Annotated in this window: 16 protein-coding genes; 14 read left to right on the forward strand and 2 right to left on the reverse strand. The window is 35.7% G+C overall.

Going from position 1 to position 18846, the window contains the following annotated elements; genetic code table 11:
- The first annotated feature begins 4 nt into the window (after positions 1-4).
- Both BMW36_RS06820 and BMW36_RS06825 read left to right on the forward strand, forming a co-directional pair.
- On the forward strand, positions 5-1036 hold the full coding sequence (locus BMW36_RS06820) for a hypothetical protein (RefSeq protein WP_089740116.1): 1032 nt from the start codon (positions 5-7) through the stop codon (positions 1034-1036).
- A 190-nt stretch (positions 1037-1226) separates the two neighbouring features.
- Positions 1227-1904 carry a response regulator gene (locus tag BMW36_RS06825; RefSeq protein WP_089740117.1) on the forward strand — a complete coding sequence of 226 codons (678 nt, stop codon included), beginning with the start codon at positions 1227-1229 and terminating at the stop codon, positions 1902-1904.
- Positions 1905-1908: 4 nt separating this feature from the next.
- Here BMW36_RS06825 and BMW36_RS06830 read toward each other — a convergent pair whose 3' ends face one another.
- Positions 1909-2676: a helix-turn-helix transcriptional regulator gene (locus tag BMW36_RS06830; RefSeq protein ID WP_342707255.1), complete on the reverse strand. Its 768-nt coding sequence runs from the start codon at positions 2674-2676 to the stop codon at positions 1909-1911.
- Between the two features lie 170 nt (positions 2677-2846).
- Here BMW36_RS06830 and BMW36_RS06835 point away from each other — a divergent pair, with 170 nt between their 5' ends.
- From BMW36_RS06835 to BMW36_RS06860, 6 genes are all read left to right on the forward strand, one after another.
- The gene (locus BMW36_RS06835) at positions 2847-3566 is read left to right on the forward strand and encodes a ThuA domain-containing protein (protein ID WP_089740118.1); all 720 of its coding nucleotides are present in this window, start codon (positions 2847-2849) and stop codon (positions 3564-3566) included.
- Between the two features lie 14 nt (positions 3567-3580).
- Entirely contained in the window at positions 3581-4606 is a 1026-nt protein-coding gene (locus tag BMW36_RS06840) for a Gfo/Idh/MocA family protein (RefSeq protein ID WP_089740119.1), read from the forward strand.
- A 12-nt stretch (positions 4607-4618) separates the two neighbouring features.
- Positions 4619-5587 carry a sugar phosphate isomerase/epimerase family protein gene (locus BMW36_RS06845; protein ID WP_089740120.1) on the forward strand — a complete coding sequence of 323 codons (969 nt, stop codon included), beginning with the start codon at positions 4619-4621 and terminating at the stop codon, positions 5585-5587.
- A 14-nt stretch (positions 5588-5601) separates the two neighbouring features.
- Positions 5602-6642 (forward strand): Gfo/Idh/MocA family protein, encoded by a 1041-nt coding sequence (locus BMW36_RS06850; protein ID WP_089740242.1) that lies wholly within the window; start codon positions 5602-5604, stop codon positions 6640-6642.
- Between the two features lie 19 nt (positions 6643-6661).
- The gene (locus BMW36_RS06855) at positions 6662-7432 is read left to right on the forward strand and encodes a sugar phosphate isomerase/epimerase family protein (protein WP_089740121.1); all 771 of its coding nucleotides are present in this window, start codon (positions 6662-6664) and stop codon (positions 7430-7432) included.
- Positions 7433-7517: 85 nt separating this feature from the next.
- On the forward strand, positions 7518-8009 hold the full coding sequence (locus BMW36_RS06860) for a PTS sugar transporter subunit IIA (protein ID WP_089740122.1): 492 nt from the start codon (positions 7518-7520) through the stop codon (positions 8007-8009).
- 61 nt (positions 8010-8070) lie between these two features.
- Here the strand turns inward: BMW36_RS06860 and BMW36_RS06865 are convergent, their stop codons facing one another.
- A complete protein-coding gene (locus tag BMW36_RS06865) occupies positions 8071-10296 on the reverse strand; it encodes an alpha-galactosidase (protein WP_089740123.1) in 2226 nt (741 codons plus the stop codon).
- A 353-nt stretch (positions 10297-10649) separates the two neighbouring features.
- On the opposite strand from BMW36_RS06865, the gene BMW36_RS06870 reads away from it, so the two are divergent.
- The 6 genes from BMW36_RS06870 (at position 10650) to BMW36_RS06895 (ending at position 18799) form a co-directional block, all read left to right on the forward strand.
- Positions 10650-12470 (forward strand): sensor histidine kinase, encoded by a 1821-nt coding sequence (locus BMW36_RS06870; protein ID WP_089740124.1) that lies wholly within the window; start codon positions 10650-10652, stop codon positions 12468-12470.
- Positions 12454-13950, forward strand: coding sequence for a response regulator transcription factor (locus BMW36_RS06875; protein WP_245711620.1), 1497 nt, complete (start codon positions 12454-12456; stop codon positions 13948-13950). Before BMW36_RS06870 ends, BMW36_RS06875 begins: the two co-directional genes overlap by 17 nt.
- Positions 13951-14177: 227 nt before the next feature.
- Entirely contained in the window at positions 14178-15101 is a 924-nt protein-coding gene (locus tag BMW36_RS06880; protein WP_175480375.1) for a glycosyl hydrolase, read from the forward strand.
- Positions 15102-15171: 70 nt separating this feature from the next.
- A complete protein-coding gene (locus tag BMW36_RS06885) occupies positions 15172-16758 on the forward strand; it encodes a glycosyl hydrolase (RefSeq protein WP_245711608.1) in 1587 nt (528 codons plus the stop codon).
- 161 nt (positions 16759-16919) lie between these two features.
- On the forward strand, positions 16920-17876 hold the full coding sequence (locus BMW36_RS06890) for an ABC transporter permease (RefSeq protein WP_089740127.1): 957 nt from the start codon (positions 16920-16922) through the stop codon (positions 17874-17876).
- Between the two features lie 11 nt (positions 17877-17887).
- Positions 17888-18799, forward strand: coding sequence for a carbohydrate ABC transporter permease (locus BMW36_RS06895; RefSeq protein ID WP_245711609.1), 912 nt, complete (start codon positions 17888-17890; stop codon positions 18797-18799).
- The last annotated feature ends 47 nt before the right edge of the window (positions 18800-18846 follow it).

The following is an 18846-nucleotide window of genomic DNA, read 5'->3' on the forward strand; positions in this document are numbered from 1 at the left end:
AACTATGAGAAGAAAGAAAATTTTATGGGTTATCGATCCCTATGATCCAGTTATTTCACTGCAGCAGTTATATTCAATGTGTCATTATCATTATAAAGAAGGAAACTCTATTTACATCCAGCTACTGGAATACCATCCGGCAGTTTATCGTAGGTTAAGGTTATTTGGCAAAATGCTGCCACCATTTTCCTGGAATAATAATAAAGTGTCTCAAAATAAATTAAATAATTCCTATCAATTCGTGTCATTTTCAATCCCGAAGAATATTCGTTTTGCTACATATAATTATCCTTCCTTAGTTAAGCTTTACTGGCAACACATGAGAAAAATGATTCATAAAGATGAACGGTTTTATGATGAAGCAGTAGTGTTTTCTCAGGGATTACCCCAATTTTATGTAAAAGACCATATAGATGCAAAAAAAATTCTTACACACCAGCATGTATTTCAGCCCGAGTGTGAAGGTCTTTTTATAGAGAAGAATCATCTTAACTTAACAAGTTCTTCGGCTGTACTTTTTAATTTTTATCGGAATAAGTTACCAGTTATTTTTATAAAAAGTATGTTTGCAGTAAGTAACATAATGGCAACAAGTGAGATGGGACCAAACTTAATGAACAGTTTTCCAGGAACGAAAATTCTGGTCCCGAACTCGTGGGATAACTCTCTGGAAATAGAGAATTTTGTCAATCTTTGCCTATTAATGAGGGAAAAGAAGATGACTGATGTGAGATTATACCTACTGGGTAAAAGTGGATTTTCTTCCGAAATAGCGGGTCTGGTTCATAAATATCAGTTATTTACTGTAATAAATATGGTGGAAAATGTAAACAATGTATATGGCTATATTAAAGATACAGATATTTATTTAGAGTGGGGAGGACATTGCTCTTTTCTGAAAGAAGCTATTTGCTTTCATAAGCCGGTATACTCCTATAAATTTCGTGACCATTGTAATACCTATTTAGATCATAAGATATGGAATAAAGATATTACGAGATTAATAGAATTAATTAGAAATCCAGAAATGAAATAATTATGTAGGAAAAATAAACTAAAATGTTCTTTTAAAAGAACGAAATATACGTTATAATATATCTGTGGTTGGAAAGATTGTCATTTAAGCACTCCTTTGTCCATAGGCTAACACGAACACTGAGAGTTTTTCCGTATCATTGATTTATCGGCAGATTGACTGTTTATTATAAAAAGTGGGGGAATTATTGATGACAAAACATACCGTTGTGGTAGCAGAGGCACAGACCCTGTTCAGAGATATGATTACAAGTTTCGTGGAAGACATGGATGAATTCCGAGTAATTGGTAAGTTGAAAAATGGCCAGGAAGTAATTGATTTTATAAAACAGAAAGAGGTGCGGCCTTTTCTCTGTTTACTGGATATCCATATGCCGATTATGGACGGAATGGAATGTGCAAAAAAGTTAAAGGAAACTTACCCGAATATTAAAATTGTACTACTGTCAGCTTATGATGACGAAAAATCAATTGAAAGAGTACTTTCCGTTTGTGCAGATGGATATATATTAAAGAGTTCAGGATTAGATGAATTTAAAGATACGCTTAGATTTATTGTTGATGGGAAATTTGTTGCACCACAGAAAATGGTCCAGTATTTCTCCAGAAGACTTGACAGCTTATTAAGATTAGAAAGAGAAAGCTCGCTCCACTATATTAAAGAGCACTTTAATCATAGACAGGATTTCAATAAAAGGGAATGGCAAATCATTCAGCTTATGAAAAAAGGCTGGACTAACCGAATGATTGCTGAACATCTGGGTATAAGTGAAGGTACAGTGAAAAATTACCTGTCAATTATCTACAAGAAACTAAACATAAAAAATCGTGTGGAACTTTTACAAATGCTTTCTGAAATGATCGGTTAATTATCTACATTTTCTCGCGGAATTCTCTTGGAGAAATTTGATGTTTACGTTTGAATACACGATGAAAGTAAGAATAAGAACCAAATCCACAGTTTTGTGCAATATTTTCTAAAGTCATTGTTGTATATTTCATCTGATTGATGGCTGTGGATAAGCGAATCGATTGAGCGTATTCAATAATGGTTACACCGACATGTTCTTTAAATAAATGAACACAACGGGATACACTCAAATTACATTGCTCAGCAACATCCATGACCTGGAATCCGGGTTTTGTAGCATACTCTTCTATATATCGCATCATTCTCGTCACGATATATGGTCTTTGTTTATCTGTGCTCTTCCGATCTAATAATCTTTCTAAAGAAACGCACAGTGCACTTAACAGGTAATGGGTAAGTTCACTGTTCCTTTCTTTAAAAGGCCTTCTTTCTTCAATCGTCAGGTGATGCCACAAGTCCAGTAAAGTATCATCTACCTGAATTTTTGATAATGCAGGAGCTTGACTGAATCGATGATCAATCCACTCTCCTTCGCAATATAAATGAAAATCTCCGCTCTTTTGGCCTTCAGATACAAATAACTCGTAATTTTCATTAGGTTTAACAATTAACAAATGTCCTTTTTCTATATCATGTAATTTACCATGAACTTTCACTTTGGCAACTCCATCTATTTGTAATCGAAACAGATAGGAGGCATACCTTGATTTGTGTGAAGTATGGAAATTCTGATTATGGTATGCATAACCGCAGAAGTTTATTTTCAACATCAACACCAGCCTTTTTCTCATATTTTTCAACCATAAATCCATTGATATATTCCGGGCAAAATGTCTATAATCAAATTAATAGCAAAATAGTTCATGTTATGATTATATCATTTATGTTCAAATGATAAAGAATCGAATAATATTAGTCTAAGAGATTGGAGGAGAATAAAATGAGGGTACTAGTATGGAATGAATTTAGACATGAACAGCAAAATGAAGAAGTTGCAAAAATCTATCCAGATGGAATCCATGGCACGATAAAGCAATTTCTTGCAGATGATAATGTAGAAGTAAATACGGCAACTTTAGATGAACCAGATCATGGCATTACAGATGAGAAGTTGGCTGAGACGGATGTATTAATCTGGTGGGGGCATATGGCTCATGATGAAGTGAATGATGAAATAGTTGATAAAATTCACCAGCGAGTGCTGGAAGGGATGGGTTTAATTGTACTCCATTCCGGTCATTTTTCGAAAATTTTCAAAAAATTAATGGGCACAAGCTGTGACCTGAAATGGCGGGAAGCAGATGATAAAGAAAGAATGTGGGTAGTGTCTCCCTCACATCCAATTGTGGAAGGTATTGGAGAATATATTGAACTGGAAAAAGAAGAGATGTATGGAGAACATTTTGATATTCCTGCCCCTGATGAGCTGGTTTTAGTCAGCTGGTTTGAAGGTGGAGAAGTGTTCCGTTCGGGATGTACTTATAAGAGAGGTCATGGTCGTATTTTTTATTTCCGCCCAGGACACGAAACTTATCCGACTTACTATCATAAAGAGGTGCAAAGAATCATTAAAAACGCAGTGAAATGGGCAAGTCCTGTCCAGCGTGAATACTCATCATATGGAAATGCAAAGCCATTAGAAACAATTCAGCCTAAATAAAAGGAGAGATTAATGTGACCAGATTAAAAGTAGCAGTTATAGGATGTGGAAGTATTGCCATCCACAGGCATCTGCCGGAGTATGCATCGAATGACAGCGTTAACATTGTAGCGGTATGTGACATAGTTGAACATAGAGTGCAGGATGCAGCAGAAAAGTATGGAGCAAAAGCGTATACAGACTATAAGAAAGCTATTACTGAAAGCGACGCTGATCTTGTCAGTGTCTGTCTGCCGAATTATCTGCATGCGCCTGTATCAGTTTTTGCTGCAGAGAATGGCAAGCATGTACTGTGTGAAAAACCGATGGCAACTTCTGACGAGGAAGCACAGCAAATGATATCTGCGAGCGAAAAAGCTGGCAAGAAACTTATGATCGCCCATAATCAGCGTTTTGTAGCAAGTCACCAAAAAGCCCGGGAAATTATCGAGAACGGAGGCCTAGGAAAGATATACAGTTTCCGTACAACCTTTGGACATGGTGGCCCGGAAGGATGGAGTATTGACGGGGCAAACAGCTGGTTCTTCCGGAAAGAAGAGGCATTTATAGGTGCACTTGGCGATTTGGGTGTACATAAAGCAGATGTGATTCGTTACATTCTAAATACAGAGTTTGTGGAAGTGGCTTCAATGATCGAATCTTCTGCAAAAGAAAATAGTGATGTAGATGATCAGGCAGTTACTATATTACGAAGTGAGAGCGGCATTATAGGGACACTCACTGCAAGCTGGGCTTACAAAGGCGGGGAAGACAATTCTACTGTTATATATGGAGAAAAAGGAAACCTCCGTCTGGAAGAGGATCCGAATTACAGTCTTATTGCGAGCTATACAGATGGATCTAAAGTCAACTATGAACTAGGACAAATACAGACAAATGATAATGGTGGCCAGACATCATCAGGTGTTATTGATCATTTTGTTCACTGTGTATTAAATGATGAAAGACCATTAATAGATGGAGAAGAAGGGTATAAATCATTAAAAATTATACTTGCCGCACTCGAAGCGAACGAATCGAAAAAAAATATATTATTATAAGGAGGGCTATACATGAAATTAGGTGTTTTTACAGTTTTGTTTGCTGAGAAAAGTTTTGAAGAGATGCTGGATCATGTAAAAGCAAGTGGATTGGACGCTGTGGAAATAGGGACAGGTGGTTATCCTGGTAATGCACATTGTAAAGTTGATGAACTTTTGGAGGATGAAAACAAAAGAAATGCTTATTTAAAAGCAGTGACAGACAGAGGATTGGAAATTAGTGCCTTCAGCTGCCATGGAAATCCGCTGACACCTGATACATCCTTTGCAGAAGAATGTGATTCTGTTCTGCGGAAGACGATTAAATTGGCTGGTTTAATGGGTGTTCCAGTTGTGAATACATTTTCAGGTACTCCTGGAGACAGTGAGAATGCAAAGGCTCCAAACTGGCCTGTTGCACCATGGCCGCCTGAATTTGCAGAAACTCTTGAATGGCAATGGGAAGAAAAACTAATCCCGTATTGGAAAGAGATCGGAAATTTAGCAGAGGAACACAATGTGAAAATAGGACTTGAATTACATGCAGGGTTTTTAGTTCATACACCTTATACTATGCTGAAATTACGAGAGCAAACCAGCCTGGCAATTGGAGCCAATCTTGATCCAAGTCATTTATGGTGGCAAGGTATCGACCCTGTAGCTGCAATTAAAATCCTTGGAAAAGAAAATGCTATCCATCATTTCCATGCAAAAGACACATATATTGACCAGGATAATGTGAATATGTACGGTTTAACAGATATGCAGCCATATGGAAATATTCAGACAAGAGCGTGGAACTTTCGTTCAGTTGGGTGTGGTCACAGTTTGCAGGAGTGGTCTAATATGATTAGTGCGTTAAGAATCTATGGCTATGATTATGTGGTTAGTATTGAACACGAGGACCCGATTATGTCGATAGATGAAGGATTCCAAAGAGCAATCGATAACTTAAAGGCAGTAAATATCAAAGAGAGTCCGACAGATATGTGGTGGGCATAATGGGAGCGAATACTATGGGTAAACTACGTGTCGGAATAATAGGAGCGGGCGGAATTGCTACGAGTGTTCACCTGCCTGCATATAAGAAACTCCCGGAACAAGTGGAGGTTGTTGCCATTGCAGATGTAGCTTATGACAGAGCAAAAGTGGTAGCAGACGAAGAGAATATTCCTTATGTTTTTGAGCAATACGAAAGAATGCTAAAGGAAGTAGAACTAGATGCTGTGAGCATTTGTGTACCTAATAAATTCCACCGTGATGCAGCTATTGCAGCACTCGAGGCGGGATGTCACGTCCTTTGCGAAAAACCACCTGCGATGAATCAGCAGGAAGCAAAGGAAATGGAAGATGCACAAGCTGCCTCAGGTAAATTATTAATGTACGGTTTTCACTATCGTTATCAGGCAGAAACCCAAACAGTAAAAAGATTTATTGATGCAGGAGAATTTGGTGAGATTTATTCAGGCCGCGTTCAGGCTATCAGAAGGCGCGGCATACCCGGTTGGGGAGTTTTTACAAATAAGGAATTGCAAGGTGGCGGCCCGCTTATTGATATTGGTGTTCACATGCTTGACACTGCTCTGTATTTAATGGGATATCCAGAACCTGTATCAGTCCTCGGTCAAACACACCAGCAGCTTGGTACCAGAAAAGGCGTCGGTTTATTAGGTGCATGGGATTATGAGAATTATACCGTCGAAGATATGGCTGTAGGAATGATTACATTCAAAAATGGGGCTTCCATCGTATTAGAATCAGCATTCGCAGCAAATGTAGAGAAAAATGATTTCATGCAAGTCTCACTGATGGGGAACGAAGGCGGTGCAGATATTTTTCCGTTAAAAATGTATCAGGAAAAGCATGACACACTGCTCGATATCACACCAGCCTATTTGCCAAATGTTAATGCTCATGAAACAGAGATTCATGCATTTGCAGCAGACTGTATCGCGGGAAATGTCACAGACATTTATGCCAAACAAGGCACGAATATCCAAAAAATCATTGATGCACTTTATCAATCAGCTGAAACAGGAAAAGCAATTAATCTATAATAAGAAGTGAGGGTTTACCATGGGCAAAATTGCAATCCAGCTGTATTCCGTAAGGGAACATACAGCAAATGACTTTTTAGGCACACTGCGAAAATTAGGAGAAATGGGCTATGAAGCCGTACAATTTGCAGGTTTTTTTGATACACCAGCAGATGAATTAAAAAAAGTGATGGATGAAGCAGGATTAGTGGCGGCAGGCAGCCATATGCCTTTCGAAACATTAATTGGTGATCAATTAGAAGATTCACTTGAATATAATCGTAAGATCGGAAACAATCTCATTATTTGCCCAATTTTACCAGAGGATTATCGAGCGGATGAAGGGGCATATTATCGTGCAGCAGAAGAACTGAATGAAATAGGGCGTAAGTGTAAAGAGGCAGGTTTTACTTTTGCCTATCATAACCATAATATGGAATTTTTCGACTTAGGAAATGGAAAGCGAGGGTTCGATATTATTTTCGAGGAAACGGATAATGAGAATGTGAAAGTGGAACTTGATTGTTATTGGGCAACACATGCGGATAATGACCCATTAAAGGTAATTCAGTCGTACGATGATCAGATTGTATCACTTCATATTAAAGATATGACAATAGAAAATGGTGAAAAAAGAAGTATTGAAATTGGAAAAGGCACACTGGACATTGGTTCTTTATGGCAAGCCGGAGAAAGAGCTGGTGTCAAATGGTATGTAATAGAACAGGAAAAATTTGATGGAGATCCCCTTGACAGTGCCAGAGTAAATGTAGAAAAACTCAAAGCAGTTATAGAAAACACTCGAACTTAATGTTCGAGTGTTTTCTGCGGTTAAGAAGAGGTGCAGCAGGGTATAAGTAATATAAAATAAGTCTGAAGTATATGGAGGTATAAATATGCTCAAAAACCTATTTAAGAAAAAAGATACTAACGCAGATCTGGTCTCCCCACTAACAGGTAAAGTAGTCCCGCTTGAAGAAGTCCCGGATCAGGTGTTTTCTCAAAAGATGATGGGTGAAGGAATAGCGGTTGATCCCACTTCTAATCTGGTTGTTTCTCCTGTCGATGGGGAAGTAGTTGATGTGTTTAAAACGAAGCATGCGATAAGTTTAAGGGCAGATAATGGTGCAGAAATATTAGTGCATATGGGTCTGGAAACAGTTGAACTTAATGGAGAAGGATTTGAGATAAAAGTAAATAATGGTGATAAAGTTAAAAAAGGAGATAATTTAGCTGATTTTGATGTGGAATCAGTCAAAGCTAAAGGTTACAAAACGATCACTCCAATAATTCTGATGAATGGAGAAGATTATAATTTAACTAACATTTCTTTTGCTGAAGAAGTGAAAGCAGGTAGTGAAATCCTGTTTCATATTGAAGCAAAATAAATGAATTTTCCCCAAATAATGACGTGGAAAAGGAGTAAGTAATAAACTTACTCCTTTTCCGTTATAAACCCTTAAGTATAAATAATTGAGATTGATAATCTCCAGGGTGTTTCTGTCCCCAGAATTCATTGGCCCTATCTGTGTAATTCCCGGATAGTAAAATGCCGATATTTATCAGCTCATCGCCATAATGGGTAGTAGTTCCATTTACTCGATATAACCGATCAGGATCAAGGCCTTTTAGTTTTATCCGCTGATATGCTTCGTTCGGTTTTGCTAACACTTTATAATAACCAACTAAAGCTTCGGATTTATCCCGACTTACTACCATCCATGATGTTTCATTACTTTCGAATGGGCTTAGGAGTCGATAAAATTCGCCCATTCTAATCAAATCACGATATTCTTTAAAGAAAGCCACTTGCTCTCTAACCATTGCTTTGTCTTCATCAGAAAGTTTGGTGATATCTAGTTCATAACCAAATGTGCCAAAGTATGCGACAGCAGCTCTTGTTTGCAATGGGGTTAAACGGCCAACCTGGTGGTTAGGTGTCGCCGAAACATGGCTCCCTATCGAACTTAATGGGTAAACCATCGAGGTACCATATTGAATTTTTAGACGTTCAACTGCATCAGTATCGTCACTAGTCCAAGTCTGTGGCGCATAATACAGCATCCCAGGATCAAAGCGGGCTCCGCCACCTGCACAGGATTCAAATAATATATCAGGGTATTTTTTTATTAATCTCTCATATAAATCGTATACTCCTAAAATGTAACGATGAAATACCTCCCCTTGCTGATCAGCTGGAAGTTTCTGTGAATAAGCTTCCGTAATATGACGATTCATATCCCACTTAATATATGTGATATTGGATTTTGAAAGAATTTGATTCATCATTTGAAAAATATAATCTACTACTTCTGAACGGGAAAAATCCAGTACAAATTGATTTCTGCCATGTGATATCTGCCGATCTGGAGTAGAGATAATCCAGTCAGGATGTTCTTCGAATAATTTTGTATCTTTGCATACCATCTCCGGCTCAAACCATAACCCAAACCGCATCTCGAGTTCTTCCACTTTTTCAGCCAGACCATTAATACCATTTGGCAATTTTCGTTTATCTTCGAACCAATCGCCAAGAGAACTTGTGTCATCATCTCTTTTACCGAACCAGCCATCATCTAATACAAAAAGTTCAATACCAAGCTCTTTTGCTGTACTGGCAATTTCTAATACTTTTTCTTCATTAAAGTCAAAGTATGTAGCTTCCCAATTATTAATCAATACGGGACGGGCGTTGTCTCGCCAGTTTCCACGAACTAAACGTTCCCGATATAACTTGTGATAAGTTTGACTCATTTCATTTAAGCCTTTATCAGAATAAACCATTACACATTCAGGTGTCTGAAAACTACTCCCTGCACCAAGCTTCCATTTGAAACGATAAGGATTAATTCCCATAGTGATTCTGCTTACATTATAGCTGTCGACCTCCACTTGTGCTAAGAAATTACCGCTATAAACGAGACTAAATCCATAAACTTCTCCTTGGTGTTCATCTGCATTGGGACGCTTTAACGTTATAAATGGATTGAACACATGACTGCTTGCTCCCCGATTGCTATAGATTGATTGAATACCTTTTGATAATGTTTTTTTCTCCAGATGTCCTTCTCTCGCCCAGGCGCCATGTAAATGGACCATTTCAAATTGATCATCAGGAAAATCTATACTCATACTCATTGCATGATCGAGATAATAATTTTCATTTCCTTCGTTAGAGAATTCAGCATGACGAGTAATCACATTCCGGTTTTGATAAATAGTATAGGAAAGTGTAAGTCGACACTTTAATACATCGTCATATAAATCAATTTCTAATGTATCTCCCTCATCTTCTTGTTCTACATAAGTAGCAGGTAAGTTTTCTAATTTCTTTTTTCCTTTAGTGACTCGAAAGTTTTGATAAGTAAAGTTCGTAATATGACTTCCATCTTCCCTTAGAATGGAATGAGCAGGGAAACGAAAATCGGTCGATCCATAGCTAGGATATTCTTGTTTAATATGCTCCATAGATGAAGTGTGGTCCCCTTCAAACATATTGCAGGATGGTCTAATTTCCCGCTCTATCAAGTGATCAAAACTGTCGCGGTGATGTATCCGTTTTCCATAATATAAATGTTCAAGCTGCCTGCTTTTCTCTATAACACGGAAAATATAACTCACTTTATTATTGTATAAGTGGAATTCAGAATGGTGTTGATTGATTCTAATTGGCAAAAAGAATCTCCTCCCTTTATAGAAAAGTTATCGATTACTTAAATATATAAGAAATGCTATTGAATGTCAAAGTGAATTAATTTTTTTTCCGGCTGAAAGTCTAAAATAGCAATAAGACTAACTGGACATAATTAAAGAATTTCTTTATTAAATACACACAAACTTTGCATGTTATTATTTGAACGACAGCGAAGAACGTTGAACTGTATTCTATATGGGCCTAATAATAAAGAAATCTGACAATATAAATTATACAATCTTAATAAATCGAAAAATCTATGGTGTTATTATTTTTTGTGTTATAAAATATAGAATACATTAACTTTATCGATAAATTATTAAAGGGAGGGAGTATGATTCTTAATCCAATTAGACGGTTTGTTAATAATATAAATGTCAGAGATAAATTATTTATCGCTTTTGTATTGGTTGTTTTTGCTCCGGTAGTTATAGTTGGTGGGTACTTAACTAACGAACTTAGAAATCAGGCGATTGCTGAGGCTGAAGAACAAGTAGCTATGAATATGGAGCGGGTAAAGGAGAGGACACTTGAAATTTTAAAAGTTCCTATCTATATCTCTAATAATATAAGACTTGATTACCAATTAGAAAATATACTTAATAAAAATTATGAATCAACTTTCCAATTAATTAGTGATTACTGGGAGTACGATAACTTCCAGGAATACATTAGAACATATCATTCTGAAATTTCAAATCTTCGTTTTTATGTAGATAATCCTAATCTTATTAATGATTGGGAGATAATCCCTGCTAGTGCTCACATAAAAGAAAAGAATTGGTTCAAAACCGCATTAGAAAATGGTGGTGCAATACAGTGGAACTATATTAGAGATGAGACAAAAAGTAATGAGAAGTATCTGAGTCTTGTAAGAAAAATTGACTTTTCAGCATATAAAACTAGTGGGGTATTAGTAATTAATGTAAATAGCAAAACATTAAAAACCATACTCTCACAAGAATCATCTATGACAATGTTAGTCGATGGCCAAAATAACATTATTGCTTCTAACAGTGAAGAACAAATTGGACATAAACTGGATCGTGTTACTGATATGGAAGAAGTTCTAAAAGGAGATACTGGTATTTTCCATGATACAAAATCAAAAGAGCCTAGAAGAATTTTTGTGCAAAATGTTCCTCTAGACGCTTTAAATAAATTATTCATCATTTCTATTATAGAGGATCAAGAAATCGTAAAAAATGCCCATCAATTCGGTAAAATGGGAACAATCTTAATGTCTATCACCATTCTTGTTGCTGTAATTCTAATTTATATACTGGCCAAATTGTTTTCTACCCGAATTATTTTACTGAGCAAACAAATATCCAATGTTTCTAAAGGTGATTTTAATATGCGTATTAACATAGATGGCAAGGATGAAATAGGCCAATTAGCTAATGATTTAGATCAAATGGTGATTAATACAAAGAATTTACTGCAAAAGATAGAAAAAAGTAATCGACAAAAAGCTCTGCTTGAAAAGAAACAAAGTGAAATAAAATTCAAAATGCTTGCTTCACAAATTAATCCGCATTTCCTATTTAACTGTCTAGAATCCATTAGAATGGAAGCACACTTCAAAGGTGAAACTGAAATAGCAGAGGTGGTGAAATTATTAGGCAAGTTAATGAGGAATAATCTAGAGGTTTCTGAGGGGAGAGTAGAACTGCAGAAAGAAGTGGATGTAACAAAGTGGTATTTAGACATTCAAAAATTCCGTTATGAAGATAGATTAAATTATTATTTTAATATTGAGCCGAGTACTGAAAAACTACTAATACCGCCTCTGATTATTCAACCCTTAGTAGAGAACAGTGTAATTCATGGATTGGAAGATGTGAGAAATGGAGGTGAAGTAAGAATATCAACGAAATTAAAGGACAATAGATTATTTATAACAGTTAGTGATGATGGGACTGGAATAAGCAGGAAAAGACTTATTGAGATTTCACGTACATTGTCTGATAATGAAGATCAACAAGGTGTTAGAATTGGCTTGCGGAATGTATATCAAAGATTAAAATTAGTTTGTGGAGAAGATAGTGAACTAAAAATTGAAAGCGAAGAAGGTAAAGGGACAACCGTATCCCTATCTATTTTTTTAGGAGTAGGGGGAGAGAACATTGTGGAAAGTGATGGTCGTGGATGATGAAAGAAGAACCAGACAAGGGATTGTAACATTAATAGAGTGGAAAAGGTTTGGTTTTGAAGTAATTGATACAGCTGCAGATGGCCTTGAAGCCATAGAGAAATATAAGAAACATCTACCACATCTCGTCATAATTGATATTAAGATGCCAAAAATGTCTGGATTAGAAGTGATAAAAATAATCAGGGAAAAAGATCAGAATGTAAAATTTCTTATTCTAAGTGGGTATGCAGATTTCCATTATGCAAAGCAAGCTTTGCAGTATAACGCTACTGGCTACTTGTTAAAACCTCTAGAGGAGGAAGAATTAACAAATTATCTAATGAAGATTCACAAGGAATTGGATGAGCAAAATATATTTAATAAAGAAAAAGAAAATAATCATTGTCAAAGTCATGTAGATAATATTATTCAGGGAGTATTAACGCAAAAATCGGTACTATATTTTGAGGAAAACTTAAAATGGGAACATTATGCTCTTTTACTATTAAAATTTCATGAGAAAAAGGATTTTGCCCTTAGAGATATATATCAAAATACACAGGGCATGGTAAAAGGTGACAAAGGTATTGTTTTTTTAAAAGATAACCATATCGGTATACTTGTTAATGAAAATAAGAGTGGAAGTAATACTGAAAAATTATACTATACTATTTATCATCAACTAACAATGAAAAGTATTGAAGTGATAGCTGCTGTATCGGAGGTAGTTTCAAAAATAGAGTCATTAAATAAATGTTATCGGCAAGCAATTTTCTTTCTGGAAAAGAGTTTTTTTTATGAAGAGCAATATTTGATCACGTCAACTACTCCTCAAATTTTTGACCGCAGAATTAAGGAGGAAAGAGGAGAGATAACTAATTATCAGGACAAGTTACTTTATGCAATTGAAATTAGTGATAAAAGTGTATTTATAAAATTTATAAAAGATACAGTTGCAATGCTGGCAAAAAGCGGGGCATCGGAAAAAGAAATCAAAAGCCAGATCACTATGACACTAACTTACATAAATAATAAGTTAACTGCACGTTATCCTCAATTTCAAGAGGAAATAACCAATATTCTAGCTGATCTGGCAGACATACAGAATAGCCGTAATGTAAAGCAATTGATATCTTCAGTGCATGAGCATTTGATTGAATTGTCTTCAGTTATTGATATAAGTGAATCCAACTTAATTGTGAAAAGAATGACAGATTTTATTGATAATAATTATGCTAATAACATTAAGCTAGATATGATCGCAGAACTTCTACATTATCACAAAGCATATTTAGGGAAATTATTTAAAGAAGAAACGGGGGAATACTTTAAAACATATTTAGATAAAGTGCGTATCGAAAATAGCAAACGTTATTTAAAAGAAGGTTACAAAGTTTATGAAGTAGCAAAAATGGTAGGGTATACAACTGCTGACTACTTTCATAGTAAGTTTAAGAAATATGAAGGAATATCCCCATCAGATTATCGGAAAAAATAAAAATAAGAAAACGCCACCTTAATTTTTGAAGGCGTTTTCTTTATTTTTTGTATGAAATAGCAACTAGTTTATAGGGTTATATCAGAAATAGCATTAAGTTATTATTTGTTTAATAAAAGTGAAGGAGGTTTTTAAAATAATCATCCGTAATTTAAAGGGGCCTTAAAGTGAGGTTAACTGTAATGCGGTATAAATTGGGCAAATTAATAAATTGAGGAGGAAATATAGTGAAAGAAAATTTGCTTTTAGAAGACTGTACATTATCAAATCCGAATGCAATATATGAAGCAAAAAAGTTATTTAAATACATTTGTTCTATTTCTGGAGAATCCATTCTTTCGGGTCAGCAAGAATCAGATTGGAAAGCACCTCCAAATGACGAAATGGAATATATAAAAGGGATAACAGGTAAACTTCCTGCGATACGTGGTCTTGATTACATTAATGAAGACTATGAAGGTGTAAACAAAAGATCAATAGAATGGTGGGAATTGGGTGGAATAGTATCAATTTGCTGGCATTGGGGAATGCCTCCAGATGGAATTGGATATGAATCTTCAAAGGGAACGATTAATTTAAATGAAGCTTTGACAGAAGGGACACCTTTATACAGTAGTATGGTTGAACGTATGGATGAAGTGGCACAAGAATTAAAGAAGTTACAAGAAGCTAGAGTGCCGGTTTTATGGAGACCTTTCCATGAATTCGATGGGGAGTGGTTCTGGTGGGGCAAGGGGGGAGCTGAACTTTTTGTGAAACTCTGGTGCTTAATGTATGAACGTTATACTAGATACCATGGTTTGAACAATTTGATATGGGTACTTGGTTATTCAGGAGAAATAAAAGAAGGATGGTACCCGGGTGACAACTATGTGGATATTGCAGGCGCGGATACATATAATCCTGGACCGCATGCCGAATTATTTCAACAAGCTGTGGGCACAGTAGGTAAGAAAATGCCGGTTGCTTTGCATGAATGTGGACCTATTCCGAATCCGGCTGAGATGATAATAAAAGGGGCTAACTGGGTTTGGTTTTTGACATGGCATACTATACATGTAAAGGAACAAAATACACCTGATTATTTAAGAGATGTATATAACCATCAGTATGTAATCACATTAGACAAATTACCTAGCTTTAAAAGGTAAGTTTAACTGTAAACTAAAAAAGAAGGGGATAATGTGAGCGCTAATCTTATAAAATAGGGGGTAGCTGTCGGTGAGAATATTTCAATTGATGAGAACAGTTATTTTGCTTTCGTTTTTTTCTTTAGCTATGTGCTTTTTTGAAGTGGGATTATTAGTCCACGCAGAAGTAAAAAATGACTTTGAAGAAATGAAATTGGAAGCGGAAGATGCAGATATTAATAAACTTAGTGTGTTGAGTGACGTACCAGGTTTTTCGGGAGATGGATATGTTGGTGATTTTAATGACAAAGATGCCAGTGTATCTTTTACTATTACAGTCCCAGATACCGATTTATATAACCTAACGGTCGGTTATGGTGCGATATATGGTGAAGGTAAACATGCGAAGATAAAATTAAATGGAGAGGCATTTACTTCATTTGAAATGGAGGAAGGCTTCGCTGAAGTTTCAACAGGTAAAGTACTTCTTAAAGAAGGTACGAATACAGTTACTATTATGCCTGATTGGACGAATTTCGCAATCGACTATATAAAGGTATCCCTAGCACCTCAGCCGATGGAACACAAAGTGGATAATCGATTAGTTAATCCTAATGCAACAAAAGAAACGCAGGCCTTGTTCAGCTATCTAGTGGATAACTTTGGGAAGAGCATAATAGCAGGTCAACAAGATTCTAGTAATAATGATTTAGCAGATATAAGATATATTAAAGAGTTAACAGGAAAGACACCAGCTATACTAGGTTTAGACATGATGGATTATAGCCCGTCGCGTGTTGAAAAAGGAGCAGAGACCTATGAAGTTGAGCAAGCTCTCAAATGGGCTGAACAAGGCGGAATAGTGACTTTCGCTTGGCATTGGAACGCCCCAAAAGATCTAATAGATACAGAAGATAAACCTTGGTGGAGTGGGTTTTATACAGATGCCACAACTTTCGATTTGGAATACGCAATGAATAATCCGGAATCAGAAGATTACCAGTTAATAATTCGGGATATAGATGCAATTGCGGTTGAATTAAAAAAACTTCAAGATGCAAAAGTTCCAGTGTTATGGAGACCTCTGCATGAAGCGGAAGGAGGATGGTTCTGGTGGGGAGCAAAAGGGCCGGAGCCTACTATTGACCTCTGGAAACTAATGTATGATCGATTAACCAATTATCATAAATTAAATAATCTAATATGGATCTGGAATTCAGTTGATCCGGAATGGTATCCAGGGGATGAGTATGTTGATATTGTTAGCTTTGACTCTTACCCTGAAAAGTATAATTATTCTCCTCAAAATTATAAATATGAAGAACTTGTGGAACTTTCTTCAAACAGGAAGTTAATTGCAATGACAGAGAATGGCCCCATTCCAGATCCTGATTTGTTAACCGTCTATGACTCTATGTACAGCTATTTTACAACATGGATTGGTCTTATAACTGACAATAATAGTATTGACCATTTAAAAGAGGTTTATAATCATGAAAATGTAATTACTCTAGATGAGCTCCCGAATTTAGATACTTATTTAGAGGTTAGACAACTTAAAGAGACAATAAAGATACTAAATGAATATAGAGAAGATGAGCAAATAGAGGAACCGATTTTCAATGACATGGTTTCTGTTATCAATCAACTTTTAGAAGAACTCAGAGAGAAGCAATAGGGATTTTATAGACTAGTTAGATAGAAGTATGTATTAAAGAAAGCGTTTCCTTGTTTATGGATGCTTTCTTTATTTTTTACATGAAATAACTATTATTTTATAGGGTTCTACAAAGTAAAGCATTAAGTTACTATTAATATATCAACAGAAGGAGGGGGATTATGGATTTAGTTACAAAAAAAGATATTACAAAAAAGAAGAGTAGACTTAGTGTTTTTTGGAAAGGCTTCAAAAATCAGAAGATGCTATATCTGATGTCAATACCATTTGTTGCCTGGGTTTTTGTTTTCAATTATCTGCCCGTATGGGGATGGACGATGGCTTTTCAAAATTATATTCCAGGGAAAGCATTCTGGGAACAGGAATGGGTTGGTCTTCAACACTTTATTCAACTATTTCAGGATGAACGATTTTTTCTAGCATTACGTAATACTCTTGCTATGAGTTTTTTAGGGCTATTGTTCGGTTTTACTATCCCGATAATTTTTGCCATTTTATTAAACGAAGTACGAAATTCCTTTTTTAAAAGGGTTACGCAAACTGTTACTTATTTGCCACACTTTGTTTCTTGGGTAGTTGTGGCTGGTATTGTTACAAAAATGCTGTCAACTGATGGTGGTATCATAAATGATTTGTTAGTTGGTATGGGGATTTTAGATCAGCCTTATCAATTTATGGCGGATGGAAAATGGTTTTGGGGAATTGTAACCGTTTCAGACATATGGAAGGAAATGGGCTGGAACGCAATAATTTTCTTAGCGGCAATTGCGGGATTAGACCCGCAACTTTACGAGGCAGCAAAAGTTGATGGTGCGAATAGATTCAGACAAATATGGCATATTACGTTACCAGGAATCCGTCCTACGATATTAGTTGTTTTAATATTAAATATTGGACATCTGATACAAATTGGTTTTGAAAAACAAATGCTGCTTAGTAATCCGTTAGTTATAGAATATGCAGAAGTTTTAGAATTGTATGCGCTTAATTATGGTATTGGCTTAGGACAATTCTCATATGGAACAGCAATTGGTATATTTAACTCTGTTGTCAGCATTGTTTTGTTATTATTAGCAAATGGCATATTTAAAAGATACTCTAATCAGAGTGTGATGTAGGAGGAAAAATTGTGTCCAGATCATATAAACTGCCAAAGGTTTCTAAAGGTGAGAAAGTATTCGAGATCGTTAATTATATTTTTCTATTTCTTGTGATCAGCATAACTTTATATCCTTTTCTGAATGTACTAGCAATTTCCTTAAATGATTCAACAGACACAGTAAGAGGCAGTATTTATATTTTGCCGAGGGAATTTACTCTAAGTAATTATTTCGAAATATTAAAGTATGACAATCTGGTAACAGGATTTATCAACTCTGTATTAAGAACAGTTATTGGAACGGTTCTAGGTGTATTCATCCAGGCGATGGTTGCATTTACCTTAAGTAGAAATGACTTTCAAGGGAGAAAATTTGTATCAACCACCATAGTTTTAACTATGTATTTTTCGGGAGGTTTGATTCCTGGTTATATGTTAGTGAGAGATTTAGGACTTATTGACTCATTCTGGGTTTATATACTTCCTGGTCTGGTAAGTGCTTTTAATATCATCATTATTCGCTCCTTTATGGATGGATTACCTTATTCCCTACAAGAATCAGCTAAAATGGATGGAGCAAATGACTTTGTGATTTTTTATCGTATAATCCTGCCACTTTGTAAACCCGTGTTAGCTACTATAGCGTTATTTGTAGCAGTTGGACAGTGGAATTCATGGTTTGATACGTATTTATACAATAGCATGAATGAAAGTTTAACAACCTTGCAATATGAATTAATGAAAATTATGGACAATACCAGTATGGGGGGATCTCAAGATGCGAATATGATGCGACATAATGATGAACAAGTTAATAGAGTATCTCCACAATCTATAAAAATGGCAATTACAATGGTTACTGTAATACCAATTATATGTGTATATCCTTTTGTACAAAAATACTTTATACAAGGTATGACATTAGGAGCTGTTAAGCAGTAATGATGGTGTTTTCAGGTAAAACTGTTCAAGCAAATAAATAGTAATGG

Source organism: Gracilibacillus ureilyticus (assembly GCF_900111195.1).
Lineage (GTDB): Bacteria > Bacillota > Bacilli > Bacillales > Amphibacillaceae > Gracilibacillus > Gracilibacillus ureilyticus.